This window comes from Cronbergia sp. UHCC 0137, from assembly GCF_034932285.1.
Classification (GTDB): Bacteria; Cyanobacteriota; Cyanobacteriia; order Cyanobacteriales; family Nostocaceae; genus Cronbergia.
The window spans coordinates 31873-51621 of the sequence record NZ_JAYGHC010000022.1; the positions used below are offsets into that span (position 1 = coordinate 31873).

Annotated in this window: 13 protein-coding genes; 8 read left to right on the plus strand and 5 right to left on the minus strand. The window is 40.0% G+C overall.

Annotated features, from left to right (window positions below):
- Positions 1-303: 303 nt before the first annotated feature.
- Positions 304-5715: an ExeM/NucH family extracellular endonuclease gene (locus tag VB711_RS13335; protein ID WP_323286554.1), complete on the plus strand. Its 5412-nt coding sequence runs from the start codon at positions 304-306 to the stop codon at positions 5713-5715.
- Between the two features lie 78 nt (positions 5716-5793).
- On the plus strand, positions 5794-6393 hold the full coding sequence (locus tag VB711_RS13340; RefSeq protein WP_323286556.1) for a hypothetical protein: 600 nt from the start codon (positions 5794-5796) through the stop codon (positions 6391-6393).
- 39 nt (positions 6394-6432) lie between these two features.
- Here the strand turns inward: VB711_RS13340 and VB711_RS13345 are convergent, their stop codons facing one another.
- The gene (locus VB711_RS13345) at positions 6433-7374 is read right to left on the minus strand and encodes a Uma2 family endonuclease (RefSeq protein WP_323286557.1); all 942 of its coding nucleotides are present in this window, start codon (positions 7372-7374) and stop codon (positions 6433-6435) included.
- Between the two features lie 64 nt (positions 7375-7438).
- Here VB711_RS13345 and VB711_RS13350 point away from each other — a divergent pair, with 64 nt between their 5' ends.
- A complete protein-coding gene (locus VB711_RS13350) occupies positions 7439-7606 on the plus strand; it encodes a hypothetical protein (RefSeq protein ID WP_323286558.1) in 168 nt (55 codons plus the stop codon).
- A gap of 237 nt (positions 7607-7843) precedes the next feature.
- Here VB711_RS13350 and VB711_RS13355 read toward each other — a convergent pair whose 3' ends face one another.
- The 4 genes from VB711_RS13355 to VB711_RS13370 form a co-directional block, all read right to left on the minus strand.
- Positions 7844-8323: a rhodanese-like domain-containing protein gene (locus VB711_RS13355; RefSeq protein WP_323286559.1), complete on the minus strand. Its 480-nt coding sequence runs from the start codon at positions 8321-8323 to the stop codon at positions 7844-7846.
- Positions 8324-8402: 79 nt separating this feature from the next.
- The gene (gene petC / locus VB711_RS13360) at positions 8403-8936 is read right to left on the minus strand and encodes a cytochrome b6-f complex iron-sulfur subunit (protein ID WP_323286560.1); all 534 of its coding nucleotides are present in this window, start codon (positions 8934-8936) and stop codon (positions 8403-8405) included.
- Positions 8937-9383: 447 nt separating this feature from the next.
- A complete protein-coding gene (gene pgmB, locus VB711_RS13365; RefSeq protein WP_323286600.1) occupies positions 9384-12254 on the minus strand; it encodes a beta-phosphoglucomutase in 2871 nt (956 codons plus the stop codon).
- Between the two features lie 318 nt (positions 12255-12572).
- Entirely contained in the window at positions 12573-14999 is a 2427-nt protein-coding gene (locus VB711_RS13370; RefSeq protein WP_323286561.1) for a sucrose synthase, read from the minus strand.
- Between the two features lie 495 nt (positions 15000-15494).
- On the opposite strand from VB711_RS13370, the gene VB711_RS13375 reads away from it, so the two are divergent.
- The 5 genes from VB711_RS13375 to VB711_RS13395 all read left to right on the plus strand — a co-directional run bounded on the left by VB711_RS13375 (position 15495) and on the right by VB711_RS13395 (position 19669).
- Positions 15495-16934: an FAD-binding domain-containing protein gene (locus VB711_RS13375; protein WP_323286562.1), complete on the plus strand. Its 1440-nt coding sequence runs from the start codon at positions 15495-15497 to the stop codon at positions 16932-16934.
- A 168-nt stretch (positions 16935-17102) separates the two neighbouring features.
- Entirely contained in the window at positions 17103-17345 is a 243-nt protein-coding gene (locus VB711_RS13380) for a hypothetical protein (RefSeq protein WP_323286563.1), read from the plus strand.
- A 251-nt stretch (positions 17346-17596) separates the two neighbouring features.
- Positions 17597-17836, plus strand: coding sequence for a hypothetical protein (locus VB711_RS13385; RefSeq protein ID WP_323286564.1), 240 nt, complete (start codon positions 17597-17599; stop codon positions 17834-17836).
- Between the two features lie 339 nt (positions 17837-18175).
- Complete coding sequence (locus VB711_RS13390) at positions 18176-18394, plus strand: hypothetical protein (protein WP_323286565.1); 219 nt, start codon at positions 18176-18178, stop codon at positions 18392-18394.
- A gap of 57 nt (positions 18395-18451) precedes the next feature.
- On the plus strand, positions 18452-19669 hold the full coding sequence (locus VB711_RS13395) for a phosphotransferase (RefSeq protein ID WP_323286566.1): 1218 nt from the start codon (positions 18452-18454) through the stop codon (positions 19667-19669).
- The last annotated feature ends 80 nt before the right edge of the window (positions 19670-19749 follow it).

Consider the following 19749-nt stretch of genomic DNA (forward strand, 5'->3'; position numbering starts at 1 on the left):
TTGAAATGTATAAGTGTATTCATGTGTAATCACGTAGCAACGTGTTTCTATAAATGATTACTAGACAGTAAAGCGATCGCGCTCGACAACTCTCTATAAGTACCTTTACTATTGGGTAAATGGGAAACTACCAAGGGTGATCACCTTCTGAACTCAATTAATGACGTTTTCAACTCAAGCGATCGCACTTTGTTTTCTTTCGCTAGGATAATGCGATCGGGGACTTGACGGGTAATAACTTTGCTGACATTAATGACACTTCTATCTTAGAACTTTACAACAAATACTACAGGAGGTTTGATCGTGGCAACACTGTTTGAAGAGAATTTACAGGAATTTACAGGAACTGGTTTTGCACCTACTCCCACTGCTGGGCAACTGGACTCTGATGTCTGGCGCATTTTGGGATTGAGTGATGGAAGTGGCTCTTTTGGTGGTACACATACCAGTGGCGATTTTGCGAGGGGACTTGATGAAAATGGATCTGTCAGTACAGGTGGAACTTACGCCTTTAAGACGGACAGTACCAATATCATTCTAGGTGTACAACCAGCAGGAAGCGACTTTACTCCCGGAACAATTACCCTCAAGTTAACTAATACAACAGGTTCAACTATCACGAACCTAGATGTCGTCTACGACATTTTTTACAATAACGATCAAGCTAGGAGTAGCAGCCTAAACTTTGCCTACTCCACGGATGACACCAGTTATATTACCGTTGCTGCTCTAAACTTTACAACCCCAGAAACCATTGATACCATTGGCTTCCAAAGTGTAAGCCGTTCTACCACAATTACAGGTCTTGATATTGCTACTGGGGCTAATTTTTACTTACAGTGGCAGAGTGATGATGTGGGTGGCAGTGGTTCCCGTGATGAGTATGGAATTGATAATGTTGCGGTCACTACGGGAATAGCATCAGTAACACCTACAGTTAACTTATCTGTTAGTGCCAACACTGGTTCAGAAGCAGGACAAACAGTAATTACCGTTACTGCTACAGCCTCCAGTACAGTTAGTGGCGACCAGACTGTTGACTTAGCTGTAACTGGAACTGGTATTACCGCAGGCGATTACACCCTCGACACTAACACAATCACCATTCTTGATGGAGAAATCACAGGTACAACTACCTTCACTGTTCTTGATGATGCCTTACCAGAGGAAACAGAAACCGCTACTTTAACCATCTCTAGTCCTTCGGCTGGTATTACCCTTGGTAGTCCTGCTTCTCAGGATATTACTATTACCGATAATGATGCCATTGCTAGTAGCCCCGACTACACAATTGGTGGTTTCGGTTTTGATACAGAAAATATCGTTAGTGCTGGCTCAGTCATTAACGCCACTCAAGGCACATTTGGCTTTCCTTCCGGCTTCTTACAAAACAGTGGTACACCCCTAGCCACCAAGACCGTAGGAGCGATATTAAACCTTGATTTTTCTGGTAACACTGCAAATAATTCCGCCGTTTTAGGTGAAGAGCCAATTGTAGGAGGCGTTGTAGATAACCGGGCAGAAATTGAGTTAACCTGGGGTGGTTCTCGTCTAGCGAATGAGGCGGGAAATGACTTTGTGATTTACGAAAATGGAGTCACAAATGAACAGGAAGGTTACGCCGTATCAGTGCGCCCTGTATCTACTGGTCAATTTACTCCATTGTTGTATGAGTTCCCTGATAGCTTTGATGATACCGCAGTTAATGGTGTTGATGATGGTGCGGGAGTATTTGCCACAGCTTTTGACCTGAGCGACTTTGGACTTAATCCCGGAGAATTGATTGATGCAATTCGTATTGTTAACCTAATTGAAAGCGATTTAGTTAGTGATGCTGATGGACAAGGTTTCGTTGACACGACTGGCTTTGCTCCACGCAAAACATCTAATGGAGATATACTTCCCCAAGCAAACTTAGACCCCGATATTACATTGGTAGTTAGTCTCCGGGATTTAGAACCTGCTCCCACCAAAATCCATACCATTCAAGGTAATGCAGCCAATCAATTAGCAAATATTACTGGTAGTGGAGTTCATGACGATCGCAGTCCCCTAGAAGGGCAAACAGTGACCATTCAAGGTGTAGTAGTTGCTGTTCATCCTCAACTCAACGGCTTCTTTGTCCAAGAAGAAAATGCAGATATAGATGCAGATCCCACCACATCGGAAGGGATCTTTATTTTCCAAGGAAGTACACCCACCGTTACCGAAGGCAACATAGTCACGATTACAGGTGCAGTCGATGAATTTTTCGGCATGACCCAAATCGACAACGACAATGGCAACTTCTCCATTACCGTCAACGATGCTGGCAACAATCTGGGTCTAGTATCTCCTGCCACCATTGATTTACCAGTAACGGGCGATCTTAATGACTTCTACGAACAGTATGAAGGAATGCTGGTTGAGTTTGCAGACAAACTTTATGTCTCCGAATACTTTGAACTGGCCCGTTACGGTCAAATTGTTCTGACTGCCGATGGTCGTCCTTACCAATATTCCCACACCGACAACACACCCACTGCTGCGGAATATACAGCCTTCCTTGACGACCTCAACCGCAAACGGATTATTCTCGACGACGACGATAACACTCAAAACTCACCTTTAAATGATGGCGTTGGTAAGTTATTCTATCCCCAACCAGGTGGCTTGAGTACAGGAACACAAGGAACCAACTACTTCCGGGGTGGCGATACCGTTAGCGACCTCACAGGTGTGCTGCACTGGTCTTTTGCCGGTCAAGGAGGTACAGATGCTTGGCGGATTCGTCCCACAACAGCCAACCCAGTCACCTTCACCGTTGAAAACCCCCGCCCCATAAATCCTCCCGATGTGGGTGGTAATGTCAAAGTTGCCAGTTTTAATGTCCTTAACTACTTCAACTCCATTGATACTACAGGCGGTAATGGTTCTCCCAGGGGCGCTGACAGTGCTAGTGAATTTGATCGCCAAAACGAAAAACTCATTGCGGCACTGATTGCTCTTGATGCCGATATTGTTGGTTTAATGGAGATTGAAAATAACGGTAGTGCAGCCACATCAGCAGTTGAGGAGTTGGTTAATCGCTTAAATACTCAACTGGGTACAACAACTTACGACTACATCAACACTGGCAATGTTGGAACAGACCAAATCACCGTCGCTTTTATTTACAAACCTGCTGTAGTAGAAGCTAAAGGTAATGCAGCAATTTTAGATGATGCTGGATTTACTGATCCCAATAACACCGGAGTAGCACGCAGCCGTCCAGCGATCGCCCAAACCTTCACTGTAATTGATAACAATAACGCAGACGTTGGTGAATCCTTCAACGTTGTAGTCAATCACCTCAAATCAAAGGGTGCTAATGGTGCAGCAGGGGCAGACTTAGATCAAAATGACGGACAAGGGGCATGGAACGATACCCGCACCAAAGCCGCCAATTACCTAGTAAATACCTGGATTCCTACGGACCCCACAGGTCAAGGTGACTCTGACTTTTTAATTATTGGTGACTTAAACGCCTACAAAGGTGAAACCCCAATCACCACAATTAAAAACGCTGGCTACACCGATTTAGTAGAATCTTTTGGTGGTAACGAAAGCTATGGTTATGTCTTCAATGGTCAACTCGGCTATTTAGATCACGCCCTAGCTAATAGCTCCCTGACTCCTCAAGTCACTGGTGTGGCAGAATGGCATATTAACGCCGATGAAGTACCAGTATTCGACTACAACGACGGTGTTCTTGACAGTCCTGGTGAAGCTAGTTTTGAAGCCGAGCCAACCGGTAATAACCTGTACGAAGCCAACGCCTTCCGCACCTCTGACCATGACCCAGTATTGATAGGATTGAACCTCAACAGCGCACCTCTGTTAGGAACAAAAACAACTCTTTACGATGCGAGTCTAAATACAACACCATTTGCTCAAAACTGGAATTATGCCCAAGCAACTCGCAGTGGAGATGTAATCACACCAGTTGTTACTCCTCCTAGTCCTCCTATTTCAGCCTTTGTAGCCAGCAATGGTGTGACAACGTTCCTTTCCACCATTAATTTTCCTAATACTACAACATTAGGAACTAATACAGCCGTCTATGCTGGCTTTGGGCGAGTTACCAATCCCCTACCAGGGAATATCACCCTTCCCCAAGGAGTTACCTACGATCAGTCTTTGAGCTTGCCTTTAGATGCTACCAATGGCTATACACTGAGCTTTACCGCCCAGATACTGAGCGAAGTTCACAACCCAGACGATCGCAACGGTGACACAAAAGATGACCGGGCTGGTTTTAGTGTAATTGCGATCGGTAACGACCCCACCAAATCCATTGAGCTTGGCTTCTTCCAAAATCAAATTTTTGCCCAAGAAGGTGGAACAGGTGCAAATCTGTTTACTCAAGCAGAGTCTATTAACTTTGACACCACACAATTAACCAACTACTACCTCACAGTTCTAGGTTCAACCTACACCTTACGAGCAGTTAGTGGTGCAAACACTGCGACCCTGACCGGACAGTTAAGAGACTACACTGCTTCTCAAGTTTCCCTGTTAGGACTCGATCCTTACGAAGTTCCCAACTCGTTGTTCTTTGGAGATAGTACCGCTTCTGCTTATACAGCCGTGAATATTGGCTCGATCGCTCTCACCAATGGACTGAATGCTCCCCAAGCGATCGCAGTTGAGGAAAACACCACCTCAGTGGTTGATTTAGATGCCACAGACGTGAATGGTGATACTGTTAGCTTTAGTATTGGTGGTGCAGATGCCAGCAAATTCAATATTGATTCCTTAACTGGTGTGTTGAGCTTCATCTCTGCACCCAACTTTGAAGCTCCCAACGATACCAACGCTGACAATGTGTATGTTGTAGATGCGATCGCTAACGATGGCCAAGGCGGAATTACCACTAGAACCTTGAATGTTGCTGTCACCAACGTCAACGAAGCCCCCATTATCAACACACCAATACCCAGCCAATCAGTTGATAACGGCAGCGTCTTCAACTTCACCATTCCTAACGCCATCTTCTCCGACCCAGAAAGTGATACTCTCAACTACAGTGCCACAGGAACACCAGGCTGGTTGAACTTTGCCCCCGCCACCAAAACCTTCACAGGTACAGCTAGTGGTATTGGCACCACAACCATTGCAGTTGCGGTCAATGATGGGAATGGCAACACCATCAGCACCAATTTTGATGTGATTGTCAAAGCCCCCACTACAACTGTAACCAATGGTAGCGGCACTATCGACCAGAGTGGGAATACTGGTACTACTAATGTTATCGCTGGTGCAACTGCCGACACAATCTCTGGTGGCTCTGGTAATGACAAACTCCAAGGTGGTGATGGTAACGATATCATCAATGGTAATGCTGGTAGCGATCGCCTCTTTGGTGAAGGCGGAAACGACACCCTCAAAGGTGGATTAGGAACAGATTACCTTTACGGCGATGCACTGCTATTAGGGGGAGCTAGTGGTATAGATACATTTGTTTTAGAACCAGGCAACGGTTTGGATATTGTCTATGACTTTAGCAATGGTGTTGATAAGTTAGGGTTGCCAACTGGAGTCTTAACTTTCGGTACTAGCACACCTGCCACAGATGTTACCGTAGCTGATTTTGGCTCCCATACTAAAATCCTTGCTCCTGGTGGTGTAGAGTTGATGCGGTTACTCAACTTTGACCACAATCTAATTGATGCTTCTGATTTTGTCACCATCTAAAAACCGAGTATAGAAGGGAGAGATTGACTCTCCCCTCAAAAAAATCATTGTTAACCATACCTTTCAGGAGATCTTGTTGTGTTGTTAAATCATCGCTTACTTGGAGTTTCACTGTTGACCTTTGTACTAGGATTTGGTGTTTCCCGTCCAGCCTCAGCCTTAGACTTTACCCTAAATTGGACAGGTACTGATGCTTTTGGTAATGGCATATCTTCTTTGACTGGAACATTTACTGGTACTGACCTTAATAGTGATGGAATTATTAGGGGAGGGACTTTATTTGGAGCCAATGAAGTAACGGCTTTTAATGTTAGTTTCACTAATGCCAATCCAGGTTCAGTTTCTTTAATCAGCTACAACCTCGGACAACTGCAAAGCTTCAGTCCTGCTTTTAATTTCAACTACGATATTACCAGTTCTACTGTACTTCAGTCTGGTAATGCTGGTGATAATAATGGGTTTGCTATTGGTGATAATTCTGGATATTTGTTGGACACCACATTAGGCTCTGGTATTACTTTTACAGATTTTGCTAATTCTGCTGCCGATGATGCTGGTGGTACATTGACTGCAACCCCTGTACCCTTTGAGTTTTCCCCTACTTTGGGTTTATTGGCTTTAGGTGGTTGGTTTGGCCGCAAAAAAGTGGCAAATAAAATTAAAGCTTGGCGCGGTTAATTACGATTAGGCTGATGGGTGGGGAATTTATTTCCCCATCTATGGGATTTCGTTGGGATTAATCCCGATAGATTGCAGATATGTAGCTAGTTTTTGAGCGATCGCCTCAGCTTGCTCCTTTGCAGTACGTTCCTGTTCTTTTTCTTGTCGTTCTTGAACAGCGATCGCCTCAGCTTGCTCCTTTGCAGTACGTTCCTGTTCTTTTTCTCTTCGTTCTTGAACAGCGATGCCTTCGGCGAGCGCAGCTATCGCCTCAGCTTGTTCTTTAGCAGCACACTCCAAATCAGCCCGCTCATTGCCCGTCAACAACATCTCACCATCTGCACTCCACCAACGCAACCAAGGTATTTCCGTATCCTGTTGAATCCCCAACTCTACCCCCATCTGGGGAATTGGATAATGTCCCCTTTCATTGGCTGGCATTTTTTCATACTTGCCATCTACCAAGTGATATACTTCAACACTGGCTTTTTTTACTTCATAAATCGCATAAAAAGGAATACGAATTGCCCGCTCATAGACCCAAAATTTACCTGCTTTTTTTATTTCCCCTGTTTGTTGATCAATATCATGTAATGATGTCCTATCTCTTTCTTCTGAACCATCACCAGAGACAAATTCTATGGCAATTAAGGGGGCGACAATTTCTTTCCACATTACATAAGAACGTCGATATTCTCCAGATAAGAGGGGTTCAACATCAGGTACATAAAACCAGTCTGGTGCTTCTGCTCCTTTTGTTGGTGGTTCTGTAATTCGCCAATAAATGCCGCTATCTTGGCCAATACAATAACGTCCGTCTGGGTGTAGTTTTTTTAATATTGGTTCTATCGAAGTTGTGAGAATTATACTTTGGGGTAATTCCTGAAAATTTTTCACAAAAGTTCCATCTGAATCTGGTAGTTGTGTGTGGTCGGGCAGCGTGATTTGGTGATCTTCAGATGTAGTTGGTGGGGCAATTATTGGTTTTGTTAATACCATGACAACTTCATCGCCTTAATTTATTTTTTCTAGTTTAACACTATTTTTACCACAGGTATTAGCAGTGCTCATTGGTGTCAACTTAGGCTCAATTCGTTTTCCCACAGCCGTTTTACTCCACCCCTTAATACCCTCCCCTCAAGGCTACGGTGTACACACAAGTCCTGTTAACATTAAATCGGCGGTTAGAAACCGCAACTACATAGACATGGCGCGTAGCGGCTTCCCGTAGGGAAGGCCACCTCCGTGGGTTAAAAATAAGTAGTTTTTCTTCAGTCCACGCAGGTGGACTTTGTTTGTGTAGCCAAGCCACTGCGTTGGGCGGGTTTCCCGACTTAAAGCAAGTGGCGCGTGATTTATAATCGCCAGGGCTTGTTTTAGATAATCAGATCACTTGTGTGTACACGGTAGCCTCGCAAGCGGGGAGGGGGTTGGGGGTGGGGTTCTTGTATCTCACTGGAAATATCTCTTAACTTGCTGCGTTCCAACCATTCATACTAGGTGGAAAACCTCGCACATTGTCATAACCCAAAAGATGTAATGACATAACTGCCATTGCAGCACGATAACCAGAAGAACAATAAACTACTACAGACTGTTTTTTAGGAATTTTGTCCAGGTTTTGCACCAATGTCCGCAGGGGAATATTAATTGCATGATCAATATGACCCAATGCGTACTCAGAAGGTTCTCTCACATCCACTAAAAAAATATCTTCTTGTTTTAGCATCTGTTTCAATTGTGCTACTTTCCCCACAGTGTAATAGTCTCCAGGAATGGACTTGAGATAACTATCCACCATCGTTTTCAGGTCAGTATTAACAGTAGAAACTACAGCAATTTTTTGAGTCGCTGCTAAGGCTGATGCTTCATAGCTAACACCAAGAAAGGCATAAATAAATATGCACAAACTCGATAGAATTACAGTTAAAAAACGTCGAATTTTCATGATTATTAATCCTTGCTAATAACATAACTTTGCTTTTTAGAATTAGTATAGAGAAGAGACTCTCAATCAAATCAAACTACTAAACCCACCAGGGTTTTTCCCCAGTCCGGGGATCATTTTCTATCCAGGGAGAGAAGCGGATATACTCCTCTTCAACTTTTACCTTAACAAGCTTGAGAGGAAGAGGTGCAGGACCCCTTACTACTCTCCCCTCAGCATCATAGCGAGAACCGTGACAAGGACATTGGAATTGATTTTCATTGGCATTCCAAGGAAAGGTACAACCTAAATGGGTACAGTTATCAACAATTCCCCAAGGATGCAAAGTACCATCTGACTCGACTATTATATAAGTAGGTTCTGCGTTCAAACCTGCCACTAAAGCACGAGTTCCCACCGGTTCAGCTAAAATCTGTTTCGCAGGAATGAGATTTCCATGAACGTCTTTAGCAAGGATAGAACCATCTTCACTGACTTCTGAGGGGGCAATAAAGAATTTAGCCGCAGGATACAGTAAGGTGCTGGCTGTAGTGGCTACAACTGCACCAGTGAGAAAGTTTAATAGTTGTCGTCTTGACATTGAAGGACTTTCTAAGGCAAGATTCTCTGACATGAATTTACTCCTTTTAATTTGTTCTTCTCTTCTTCTAATTCTTCGTCCTGACTCCGGTTTGAGCTTTTGCTTAAAGAAAATATATGGATTTAAAAGCGAAAGTTATTATATCGAACCACAGAGGACGCAGAGGACACAGAGAAATAAGAGTTTGAGTGGTTACTGAGCTTGTCGATAGCGTAGCGTGGCGTTATACTAAAAACGGTTGAGACATGGACTTTTGCAAAATTACGAAAAACCGAGATTTGTAGGGGTTTAGCAGTGCTAAACCCTTAACCACAGAATCAAATAATTAAGCCGTATTTAGTATAGCCATAGTGAGGTTTTTTGCTTTAGCCAAGATTCTTTATGTTTCTATAATATCACTATTTAGTAATTTAGTCAAATAGTCGATTAATTTTCTCAAAGATAAAATCTCGGTCTGTCAAGCTTTCTCTGTGTGAGACTTCATAACTTTGTAATTTCTAACTCCAAATTCCTCCATGTCACACCTGCTAAACTAGATAAAACCACATCAGCACACCCCACCCTTTCAATTGGTCCTAGTCCTACCGCGTACATTCCCCCAGCTTTTGCAGCTTGAATACCTGCGGCCGCATCCTCAAAAACTACACATTCCCTTGGTGTAATTCCTAACTGTTGGGCTGCATAGAGAAATAAATCGGGGGCAGGTTTGGGTTTTTGCACACTATAACCATCAGCAATAATATCTACTTGATCACCAATACCTAAACGTTTAATTACTTCACGGGCATTTTTACTCGCTGAACCAATGGCGATTTTTAACCCAGCTTGACGGATATCATCTAGCAAAGAAACCGCCCCTGGTAACAAATCTTTAGGTGTAATATTTTGAATTAACTCTATATAATAGTCGTTCTTACGTTCCATCATCTCTTGAATTTGGATATCCGAATATCTCCTATTGCCAATAATCAGCATCAGGGAAGCACGACGAGATATCCCCCGCAAGGCTTCGTTGGCTTGACGGTTAAAAGGTATACCTTCCTCATCTGCTAATTTTTGCCAAGCTTGATAGTGATATTCGGCTGTATCGGTCAAAACGCCATCTAAATCAAAAATCACCCCCCGGATGTTGGGAAGATGGGTTGGTGGCGCAAGGGGACGCAAATCAAATTGATGCCATTTACCGCGCCAGAAGAGTTTAAACTTGAGACGTGTCCAGTTTGGGGGGAGATGGGGATTGGCTACGGGGGCATTTTTTTGAAGTTGGATACCACCAAAACCGAAGACTACGGACTGCCAAACACCTCCAGCACTAGCAGCATGAATCCCATCTTGGGTGTTTCCGCGTTTATCCTCTAAATCTACCATTGCCGCTTGGATGAAGTATTTGTAAGCTTGATCTAATTTACCTAAATCTGCGGCTAAGATAGCGTGAATGGCTGGACCGAGGGAAGAACCATAGGTGATATCTGTGCGGGGTGCGTAATAGTCCCAATTTGTGGCTAATGTTTTGTGATTGTAGGGAAAACAAGCAGATTCTCGCATCAGATAAAGCAGCATTAAGACATCTGGCTGTTTGATTACCTGGGATTTATTGGTTTTTTCCATTCCCAACACAGCTTGAATGGATTTTTGGCGTGGTTCGTGGTCTGCTAAATTAATATCCTCTAATTGAAAAAATCCCTCAAATTGCTCGATTAATCCGGTTTCTGGGTTGTAGGGAATCCAGATTTTTTTGATGATTTCTGACCAATGGGTGCGGATTTCGGGGGTAAGTTGCCTTTTTTGCTCTAATTCTACTATTTTTTCGGGAAAGGTGCGCTGTAACCAGTTATAAACTAAGATCGCCTTTTCTAAGTGCCATTGGACTATGCGATTGGTGAAGCTGTTGTTGTGTACTAATTCGTGATATTCATCTGCACCAATGACATTGTTAATTTCGTATCTGTCTGCTTGGGGATTAAATTCAACTCGACTATGCCAAAAAATAGCAGTGTCTAAAATGATCTCTGCACCATAGTCGCCCATCCATTGATCATCGGCTGTGACTTGCCAATAGTACCACACTGCATAGGCAATATCAGCACTAATATGAATTTCGCGATCGCGGCACCAAATCCGCACATCTTCACCATAAAAATCACTCGGTAATGACCACCGGGGTGTTACTTCATCCCCAGTTACAGCACTTTCCCACGCATACATCGCCCCCTGATACCCGTAATGAGCGGCTTTGCGTCGCGCCCCATCTAAGGTATGATAACGATAACTGAGTAGATTCTTAGCTAAAGCTGGTTGAGTGAAGATAAAAAATGGCAAGATGAAAATTTCTGTATCCCAAAAAATATGTCCACGATAGCCAAATCCAGATAGGGTTTTAGCAGGAATACTTACCCGTTGATCATTACGGGGTGCAGCAATTAACAACTGAAAAATATTATAACGAACTGCAAAAGCGGCCGTATTATCTCCTTCAATTAATATATCACTATCCTGCCAAACCTGATCCCATGCTGTTTGATTAGACTCAAGTAAAGTTCTATAATCTGGTAAATTGCTGAGTTTTTGTTGTGCTGCAAAAACTGGTTGTTCAACTTCTTTTGAGGTGAAAACTGTGACGATTTTCTCGATAGTGACCGTTTGTTCTGGTTGAGCGAAAAAAGTCATACTAATTGCAGGATAGCCCGGTGCAGTGCTAACTTGCAATGTTGCTTCAGTCCCTAAAATGGTAATTTTTGCAGCTATCCCCAGATCAATTTGAGAAGAACGGGTGCGAGTATGTAACCAAAATCCTTGTTCAGTTTTACCTTGATCTAATATTTCCCAATGATTGAAACCTTGATTTTCAGGATAACCGTTAATACTAGCTTGAATTTCAATTAATCCTGAAAAATCAACTGCTGTTAATTGGCAACGTTGCCCTAAAACCTGTTGATCTGCTAAACTAGCAAAACGTTCAAAATTAATATCTATCGTCTTTCCACTCGGACTACACCAACGCAAAGAACGACTAAGAAGACCTTGACGCAGATCAAGTTGGCGATGATATTCTAATATATTACCTTGATCAAGACGAAAGCGTTCGCCGTTAATAATTACTATTAATGGTAGCCAATCTGGGCAATTTGCTAATTCAGTATAAACTACAGGAACATCATCATAAATACCATGAATAAAGGTGGCTGGTAATGCGCGGGGGTAACTTTCTTCAAAACTACCTCTTGTGGACAAATACCCGTTACCAATAGTAAAAATAGTTTCTCTGACGTGTAATTGAGCAGGATTGAACTGAGTCTCAATTAATATCCAATCTGTGTAAATAAAATCTTGAAAGTAACTTGTTTTTTCCATCATTTTAACCTTTATAGTAAGTAAAAGTAGTTGTAGGTTGGCTTGACGTAAAAAAAACCAACTTCTTTGCAGTTTTATTAACGTAAGTTGCTAGTTAGATGAAATAAGGTGCGTCAGAAACTTAAAATTAATAATTTTAGTCTAAATTGTTATGTCTGACGCACCCTACAGACTACAAAATATCCGAAAAATTAATAACTAGCAACTTGAGTTATTAGATTCTGAAACTACACAAAATATCGCTCAAATTCTGATTTCTCTGCGTCCTCTGCGTCTCTGCGGTTAGTTATTCCATGACTCTTGTATAAGTCCTAGAAATCATGCCATTTTATTTAAAATACTTTCGGCTCTAGGTTTAAAAACCAGATGGAATAAAGTTTCCATATAACGATCTCTGGCTTCATTATCTTCAGGTTCAACGAAATTCCAGAAACTAAATATTTTAGCCAGCAATAATAATTGATTAGTGTGGGAATCCCATGTGTATTTATGACGAATCCTTTGGATCATTGATTGAGAAATCTCATGCCAATACTCTGTTTTAGTATCACATTTATGAACAAATTCAACAATTTTATTAGCTGCTCCTGCCAAATCCATAGGATTAATATAAAAACCATTACCATGATTTTCAATTATTTCTAAAGCACCACCAAATTGAGTTGCAAATGTTGGTAAACCAGAAATCATTGCTTCTAAAATACTGCGTCCAAAAGATTCAAATCGGGCAAAATGCACGAAAATACCTTGATTATCGGCAATTATTCGGTAACATTCGCCAATATCACGACTAGGAAGACGCATACTTAACCAACGGATTTTATCGTTGAGATTATATTGGTTAATAATTTGATGGAGTTTTTGGATTTCCGTTGCTTCTTCTAAATTAGTGGCTGTATCTGGATGTAATTTACTGGTTAATAAAATCAAATTACAACGGTCTTGTAATGCCTGACTTTGACCAAAACATTCTGCTAATCCTGTAATATTTTTAATTGAAGTGATTGGGGTAAGAGCAAAAATTGGTCTTTTATGAGGATGTTCTAAATGACCAATAATATATTCATTTTGATGGGTAAATAATAAATTGCGGATATTTTGGGTTTGTTTGGCATTTCTTTTTTCTGTTTGACTGTAGGGGAAAAAGATATTTTCGCTGACTCCAGGGGGAATCATGTTGAATTTAGAACTACATAAGTCAATTCCATCAATTACATGATATAATTCTGGCATGGTAAAACATTTATATGATTCATATTGTCCCATGCTATCTGGTGTACCCACAATTTCTTGATAAGATGAAGTAATAATAAAATCCGCTGCATTCATGCTAATTAAATCAGCCGTAAATTGGGCAGAGAAATGATATTTATCTTCTAAGTCTTGCCAATACAAGTTACTAAATAGATACTTGGGTTTTTCTAGAGAATGGGCTATATTACATTGGGTGACTTTGAGCCTACGAGAGAGGAGAGCAGCAACTAAATTACCATCACTGTAATTGCCAATAATTAAATTAGGTTTACCTTTAAATTGTGTTAATAGTTCTTTTTCGGCATCAATAGTAAAGGTTTCTAAATAAGGCCAAATTTCAAATTTAGAAATCCAGTTGTCAGTGATTTCTGGATTAAATCCTCTGAAAGGGACACGCAAAATCCAAGCATTTTCTGTATTGTCAAGTTTTTCTAAAGGTAAATCACAAGATGTTCCTTGGCTGGGAGAGGCTACATCATTACAATTGGGGATAAGACGGGTAAGAATAATGACGTGAGGTTTAATTTCCAAGGAATCAAGACCGGCGAGTTTAATTTGTTGTTGGAGTTTATTTTCTAGGCTACGTGCTTGTTCTAGAACGTAAATAACTTGACTTAATGTTTCATCTCTTCCTAAAACATCTTCTTGAGCAACCCAACCGTGTATGGAGATAAGAACGACTCGAAAAACGGCAGGAATACGTGCAACAAAGGCTTCAAGAATGGCTGGCTGAGGGGTGTCAATGAGTCTTTGTAGCAGTTCTAGGGTTTCGCGGACTCTTGCTGCATTGTTACCCCAACCTGGCTCAAAACCGAGTTCTTGGAGTTGGGTGCGAAATTTTGCGTAAGGTTCCTTGGGAGGTAGTTGATTTAAAAAGTTGAGGGCTGGTTTGATTTGTTTGGCTAATTCGATACCAGAAGACAGGCGATCGCTCACTAATAATTGTATTTCATTATATGCTAATTTCTGTAATGCTTTAAATAATAATTCTAACCAATATTTGGGTTCAGTGATAAATTGATTGCATAGATAATGGTTGAGAAAGGTTAAACCTTGACCAATATTTCTAGGATCGTTGATTTTGGGGGAATTTTGATAAAATGGCTGGAGGTCAATTTCTAAGATATTCGGTTGGTAACGGTTGACTAAGCGATCGCTCACATCTAATAATGATTTTGGTGTCATTAAATCGAACTGTGTCAAATCTGCTGTTAGTCTCCACACCTCTTGATTCCCAATTTTAGGTCGCAGCACAAACCAAGTATTTTCCTCTTCCAGAATCATTTCGTGGGTATAATGTATCAATGCACCCAAGGAAGAAGAATGATAGAAATAGGCGGGTTTTTCAATTTGATGACAATAATCTCCGAAAACTTGCAATATCTCATTTCTTAAAAAGTAATTTTTACCTGTACTACCCAAGCAAGAGATAAACTGACGTAAGGTATTCTTTTCTTCACTGTTTAAAACACTTGGCACTAATTCATACATATAAATCTCCCGTTTTTGAACCCAATTCCCACTTTGATTATTCTGTGTTCGGATTATGTAAAAATTCAAGATGGGTGAATAAAACCCCTGATAAAGATGTTACTCATGCTACTTTACTAGATTTCTAGCCGTATCACTTCTAACCACAGGATGAATCATGGGTGTGATTTCCTGGTTTTGATCTAACACACAGAAGAAATTTAAATCCTGACTTGTGCAGAAGACATCTCTAGAAAAATAGATATTCTCTGTGTTCTGTTTATCTAGGAAGCACTCTGCGTTCTCTGCGTCTCTGCGTGAGAAAAAAAACGATATTGGGAACTTGAGGGAGTGCGATCGCGAAGGAATAATTTCTCCTAGTGATAGTTGAAAAACTACACAAAAAAGATGTAGATAATGGTATACAATAATTAAGCATTGTTGAAAAAGTTAATTTTTTTAACTTGTATTCAACTGTATAGAAAACTGATCACCAATAAACTATTTTAAGATCGAATGTCTGACCTAATTTTGTTTTGGCATCGCCGGGATTTACGCATTGCAGATCATACAGGATTAGTAATAGCAAGAACACAAAGTGCAAAAGTAGTGGGTGTGTTTTGCCTAGATCCGCATATTTTAGAACGGGATGATGTAGCTCCAGCTAGGGTGACATATATGATTGGCTGTGTGCAAGCACTACAAGAGCAATATATCCAAGCCGGTAGCCAGTTATTAATTCTCCATGGTGATCCAGTTATAGCAATTCCAGCCTTAGCTGAGGCATTACAAGCTAAGGGAGTGTTTTGGAGTTGGGATGTAGAACCGTATTCGCAGGTGCGCGATCGCGCTATAGTTGAATCACTAAACCAAAAAAACATTCAAATTCTTAATCAAAATTGGGATCAATTACTCCACTCACCAGATCAAATTTTTAGTGGTGCAAAAACTCCCTACACAGTTTATACGCCCTTCTGGAAAAATTGGAGCAGTAAACCCAAATTAAAGCCAGTGGAAACCCTGCAAAATCTTGAGAATTTGACAGCAAATGAACAAGAAATAGCTGAACAAACAGGCGTAATTAATTTACCCTCTGCCAAAGATTTAGATTACATTTGGGATAGCGACTTGATTATTGCCCCTGGAGAAACAGCCGCTCAGGAAGTATTGCAAACATTTACTAATTCTGCCATTAACCAATATCAAGAACAGCGTAATTTCCCGGACATTGATGGAACATCTAAACTAAGCGCCGCTTTAAAATTTGGTGTAATAGGTATTCGCACAGTTTGGCAAGCGACAATAGAAGCATTAGAAAATAGTAACAGCGAAGAAGCAACAGCAAGTATTCGTACATGGCAACAAGAATTAGCTTGGCGAGAATTTTATCAACACGCCATGTATAACTTTCCAGAATTAGCTGATGGTGCATATAGAGATACATTTAAAGCCTTCCCCTGGCAAAATAATCAAGCATATTTTCAGGCTTGGTGTGAAGGCAAAACAGGTTATCCCATCGTTGATGCAGCGATGCGTCAGTTAAATGAAATTGGCTGGATGCACAACCGATGTCGAATGATTGTTGCTAGTTTTTTAACTAAAGATTTGATGATCAATCCCCAATGGGGAGAGAAATATTTTATGCAGAAATTAATTGACGGTGACTTATCTGCTAATAATGGTGGTTGGCAATGGAGTGCTTCTAGTGGTATGGACCCCAAACCATTACGGATTTTTAACCCAGCTAGTCAAGCACAGAAATTTGATTCAGATGGGGAATATATTCGTCAATGGGTATCAGAATTACGGTCTGTAGATGCTGAGTATTTAGTAATCGGTAAAATTCCCCCCATAGAGTGTCATGCGTTAGGTTATCCTACCCCAATTGTCGATCATAAAAGACAACAGGCTTTGTTTAAGCAATTGTATCAAGAGCAAAAAAATAATATAGGGTAAGTAGGTAAGCAAAAAATTACAGCTTTGCAGACAGAAACCTTTGAATTGTGTCTAATAAATTAGTCTTAAAAACTTGACTTTATCTGATTATCATCAAGAATATAGAAAAAGAATTTGAACTTTTTTGTTTAAATTGATCCCAGTTTGCTTTTTAGGGAGATAACTAAAATGGTCAATATAACAGTTTCTGATTTACATCCTAGTATTACCCAACAGTTTATTTATGAACTTAGTCCTGGGCAAATGAAGGCTGTAGTAGGTGGTTATGGAATAAGAAGAAGACCAAGAAGATCAAATCAAGTAAATACTAATGAGATATCAACGATCATAGAAAATGCTGATCAAATGTATGACAATTTGATGGCTAATATCTATCAAACAATTGGTGATTTTCGTAGTCAATTTGATTGATGTGTATCCATAAATAATGGTCTTAGATCAAACTTGGGACTTACGCATTCAGAGGCTTTAGTAAATATGGGGTTGGGGTTTTTTGGTTTTCAAATAAGGACTTAACTCAATAATTAATGTCTTTTTAATAACGCTCAACCCCTTGATTTTTCTAATTCATCAGCATAAAAATAGTAGTAACGGTTAAGCCACTCAATGCTCAATCGTTCACACAATCCACTCACTGAAAACAAGTTTATTAGGAGAAAATCATGGCTAATATTACTCTCTCTGAATTACACGTTGCTGGTTCTGAATTTTTCCAAGATTCCGAAAGCTTTCTTAATGATATGAGCGATGCTGATAACGTTGTTGGTGGTAGTTATCTTGGTTTCAGTGACATGAGTTTATTTAGTAAGTTGACTGAATCCTTTGTAATTACATACGGAATTGGTCACATTGGATATTTAGCAAAATCATTCTCAGCTAGTGCAGCAGGTGTCTATTACTAATAGCTTTGTAGTCAACTACTAGGCTAATTGGCTCTCCTGGGAAAAATAACCTATCTAATTAACAACTGTTAACTAGATTATTAATAAACCAGGAGAGCCAATCAAACCATTTAAATCTTTTAATTCATTTGTACTTTGCTAGAATTTTATGGCTAATTTAATATTATTTCAACTAATACTTATTATTGGTTAATTTACCTAATTTACAATGGCTTAATAAATTTGAATTAAAATATGTGTATTTTTAGATATGCAAATTAATTTGAGGGTTTATCAAAAAGAGTTAAGCCTGATAAGTTGATTTTATTAAGCAACACTTTTGTATTCATCTGAAAATATATGGCAAAAATAATAATTTCTGATCTTGTTCTTAGTAATTCAGAAAACTTGATTGAAGACCTAGATGAGATAGAAGCTATGTCTGTATTTGGTGGTGAAAGAGATCCATTTTATATATTTCAGTTTGCAATTAAACTTATGGAATTTATGTTGATAGCTTATGCTATTGATTCTATTTCTGATTTAGTGACTTATTTCAGCTTTAGAAATAAGTATTAATTAAAAATCAGAGCGATCGCTAATCGAATAACCTCATAACTAGCAATATTTAATGCCATGAAGTTTCTATTGAGTGATAAAAATGTTTTCGAGTATCTCATTTCCCAAGGAATCTGTACTCAGGAAGAGCAGTCTTTGAGCGAAATAGAACTAAAACCCGCAAAGAACTTTAACTTACTTGTCAGTTTTCCAGATGGCCATAAAATTTTAGTTAAGCAAGAACGTATTAACCGAGAAGGTAAAACTTTAAATGAATTTGCTGATGAATGGCAAGTGCATAAATTTTTTCAGCTATTTCCAGAAATTAGCCATTTGCGGTCATCGTTATCAGAAGCGATTCATTTTGATAGCGAAAATTCTATCATTGTTTTCAATTATCTGCAAGAATATCGTGATCTATTAGACTTTTACCATAGTGAAAGTTTTTTTCCACCGCAGATATCTCGGTTAATTGGCACAACTTTGGCATCTATTCATCGCTTAACTATAAATCGTCAAGATTATCAGGAATTTTTTCAAAAAAATAAGATTGGGGTCGATCTTGAAACTCATGATCTATCAAGGGGATTGGAGAGAATTAGTCCAGCAGTATTTGGTTTATTACCTGCTGATGGGTTGAAATTTTTTACTCTTTATCAAAGATACGATCATTTAGGGAGAGCGATCGCTGATTTGAGTAATGCTTTCAATGCTTGTTGTTTTACTCACAATGACTTGAAGTTAAATAATATTCTTCTCTCTTTAAATTGGGAAGCGGCTATTTTTAAAGAATCATATTCCGATGAAAAAATAATTCGCTTCATTGACTGGGAACAGGGTAATTGGGGAGATCCGGCCAATGATTTAGGAACAGTAATTGCTAGTTATTTACAAATTTGGCTTCATAGTATGGTTACTAGCAGAACAATACCAATAGAAGATTCTTTGCGTTTAGCAGCAATTCCCTTACAATCTCTGCAACCTTGCATAGCAGCATTAGTTAGTGCTTATTTGGCTCAATTCCCAGAAATTTTAGAGTATCGTCCTAATTTTTTTGAATTAGTTATACAGTTTGCTGGGTTGGCATTAATTAGGTCTATTCAAGCAACTCTACAACATCAAAGAACCTTTGGGAATGCGGGTATTTGTATTCTCCAAGTTGCTAAGAATTTATTGTGTCGTCCTCAAGCATCTATGGTTACAGTTTTTGGGATGGAAGTATCAGATTTGATTCCTATTGGTTTACGAACTTCACAATATCCTGGGGGTATCTACAAAACTCCAACTTCAAAATGAACAGGACTTACGCAAAATATCTCCCAAAACCTCATTTCTCTGTGAACTCTGTGCCTCTGTGGTTAGTTTTTCAGTGACTT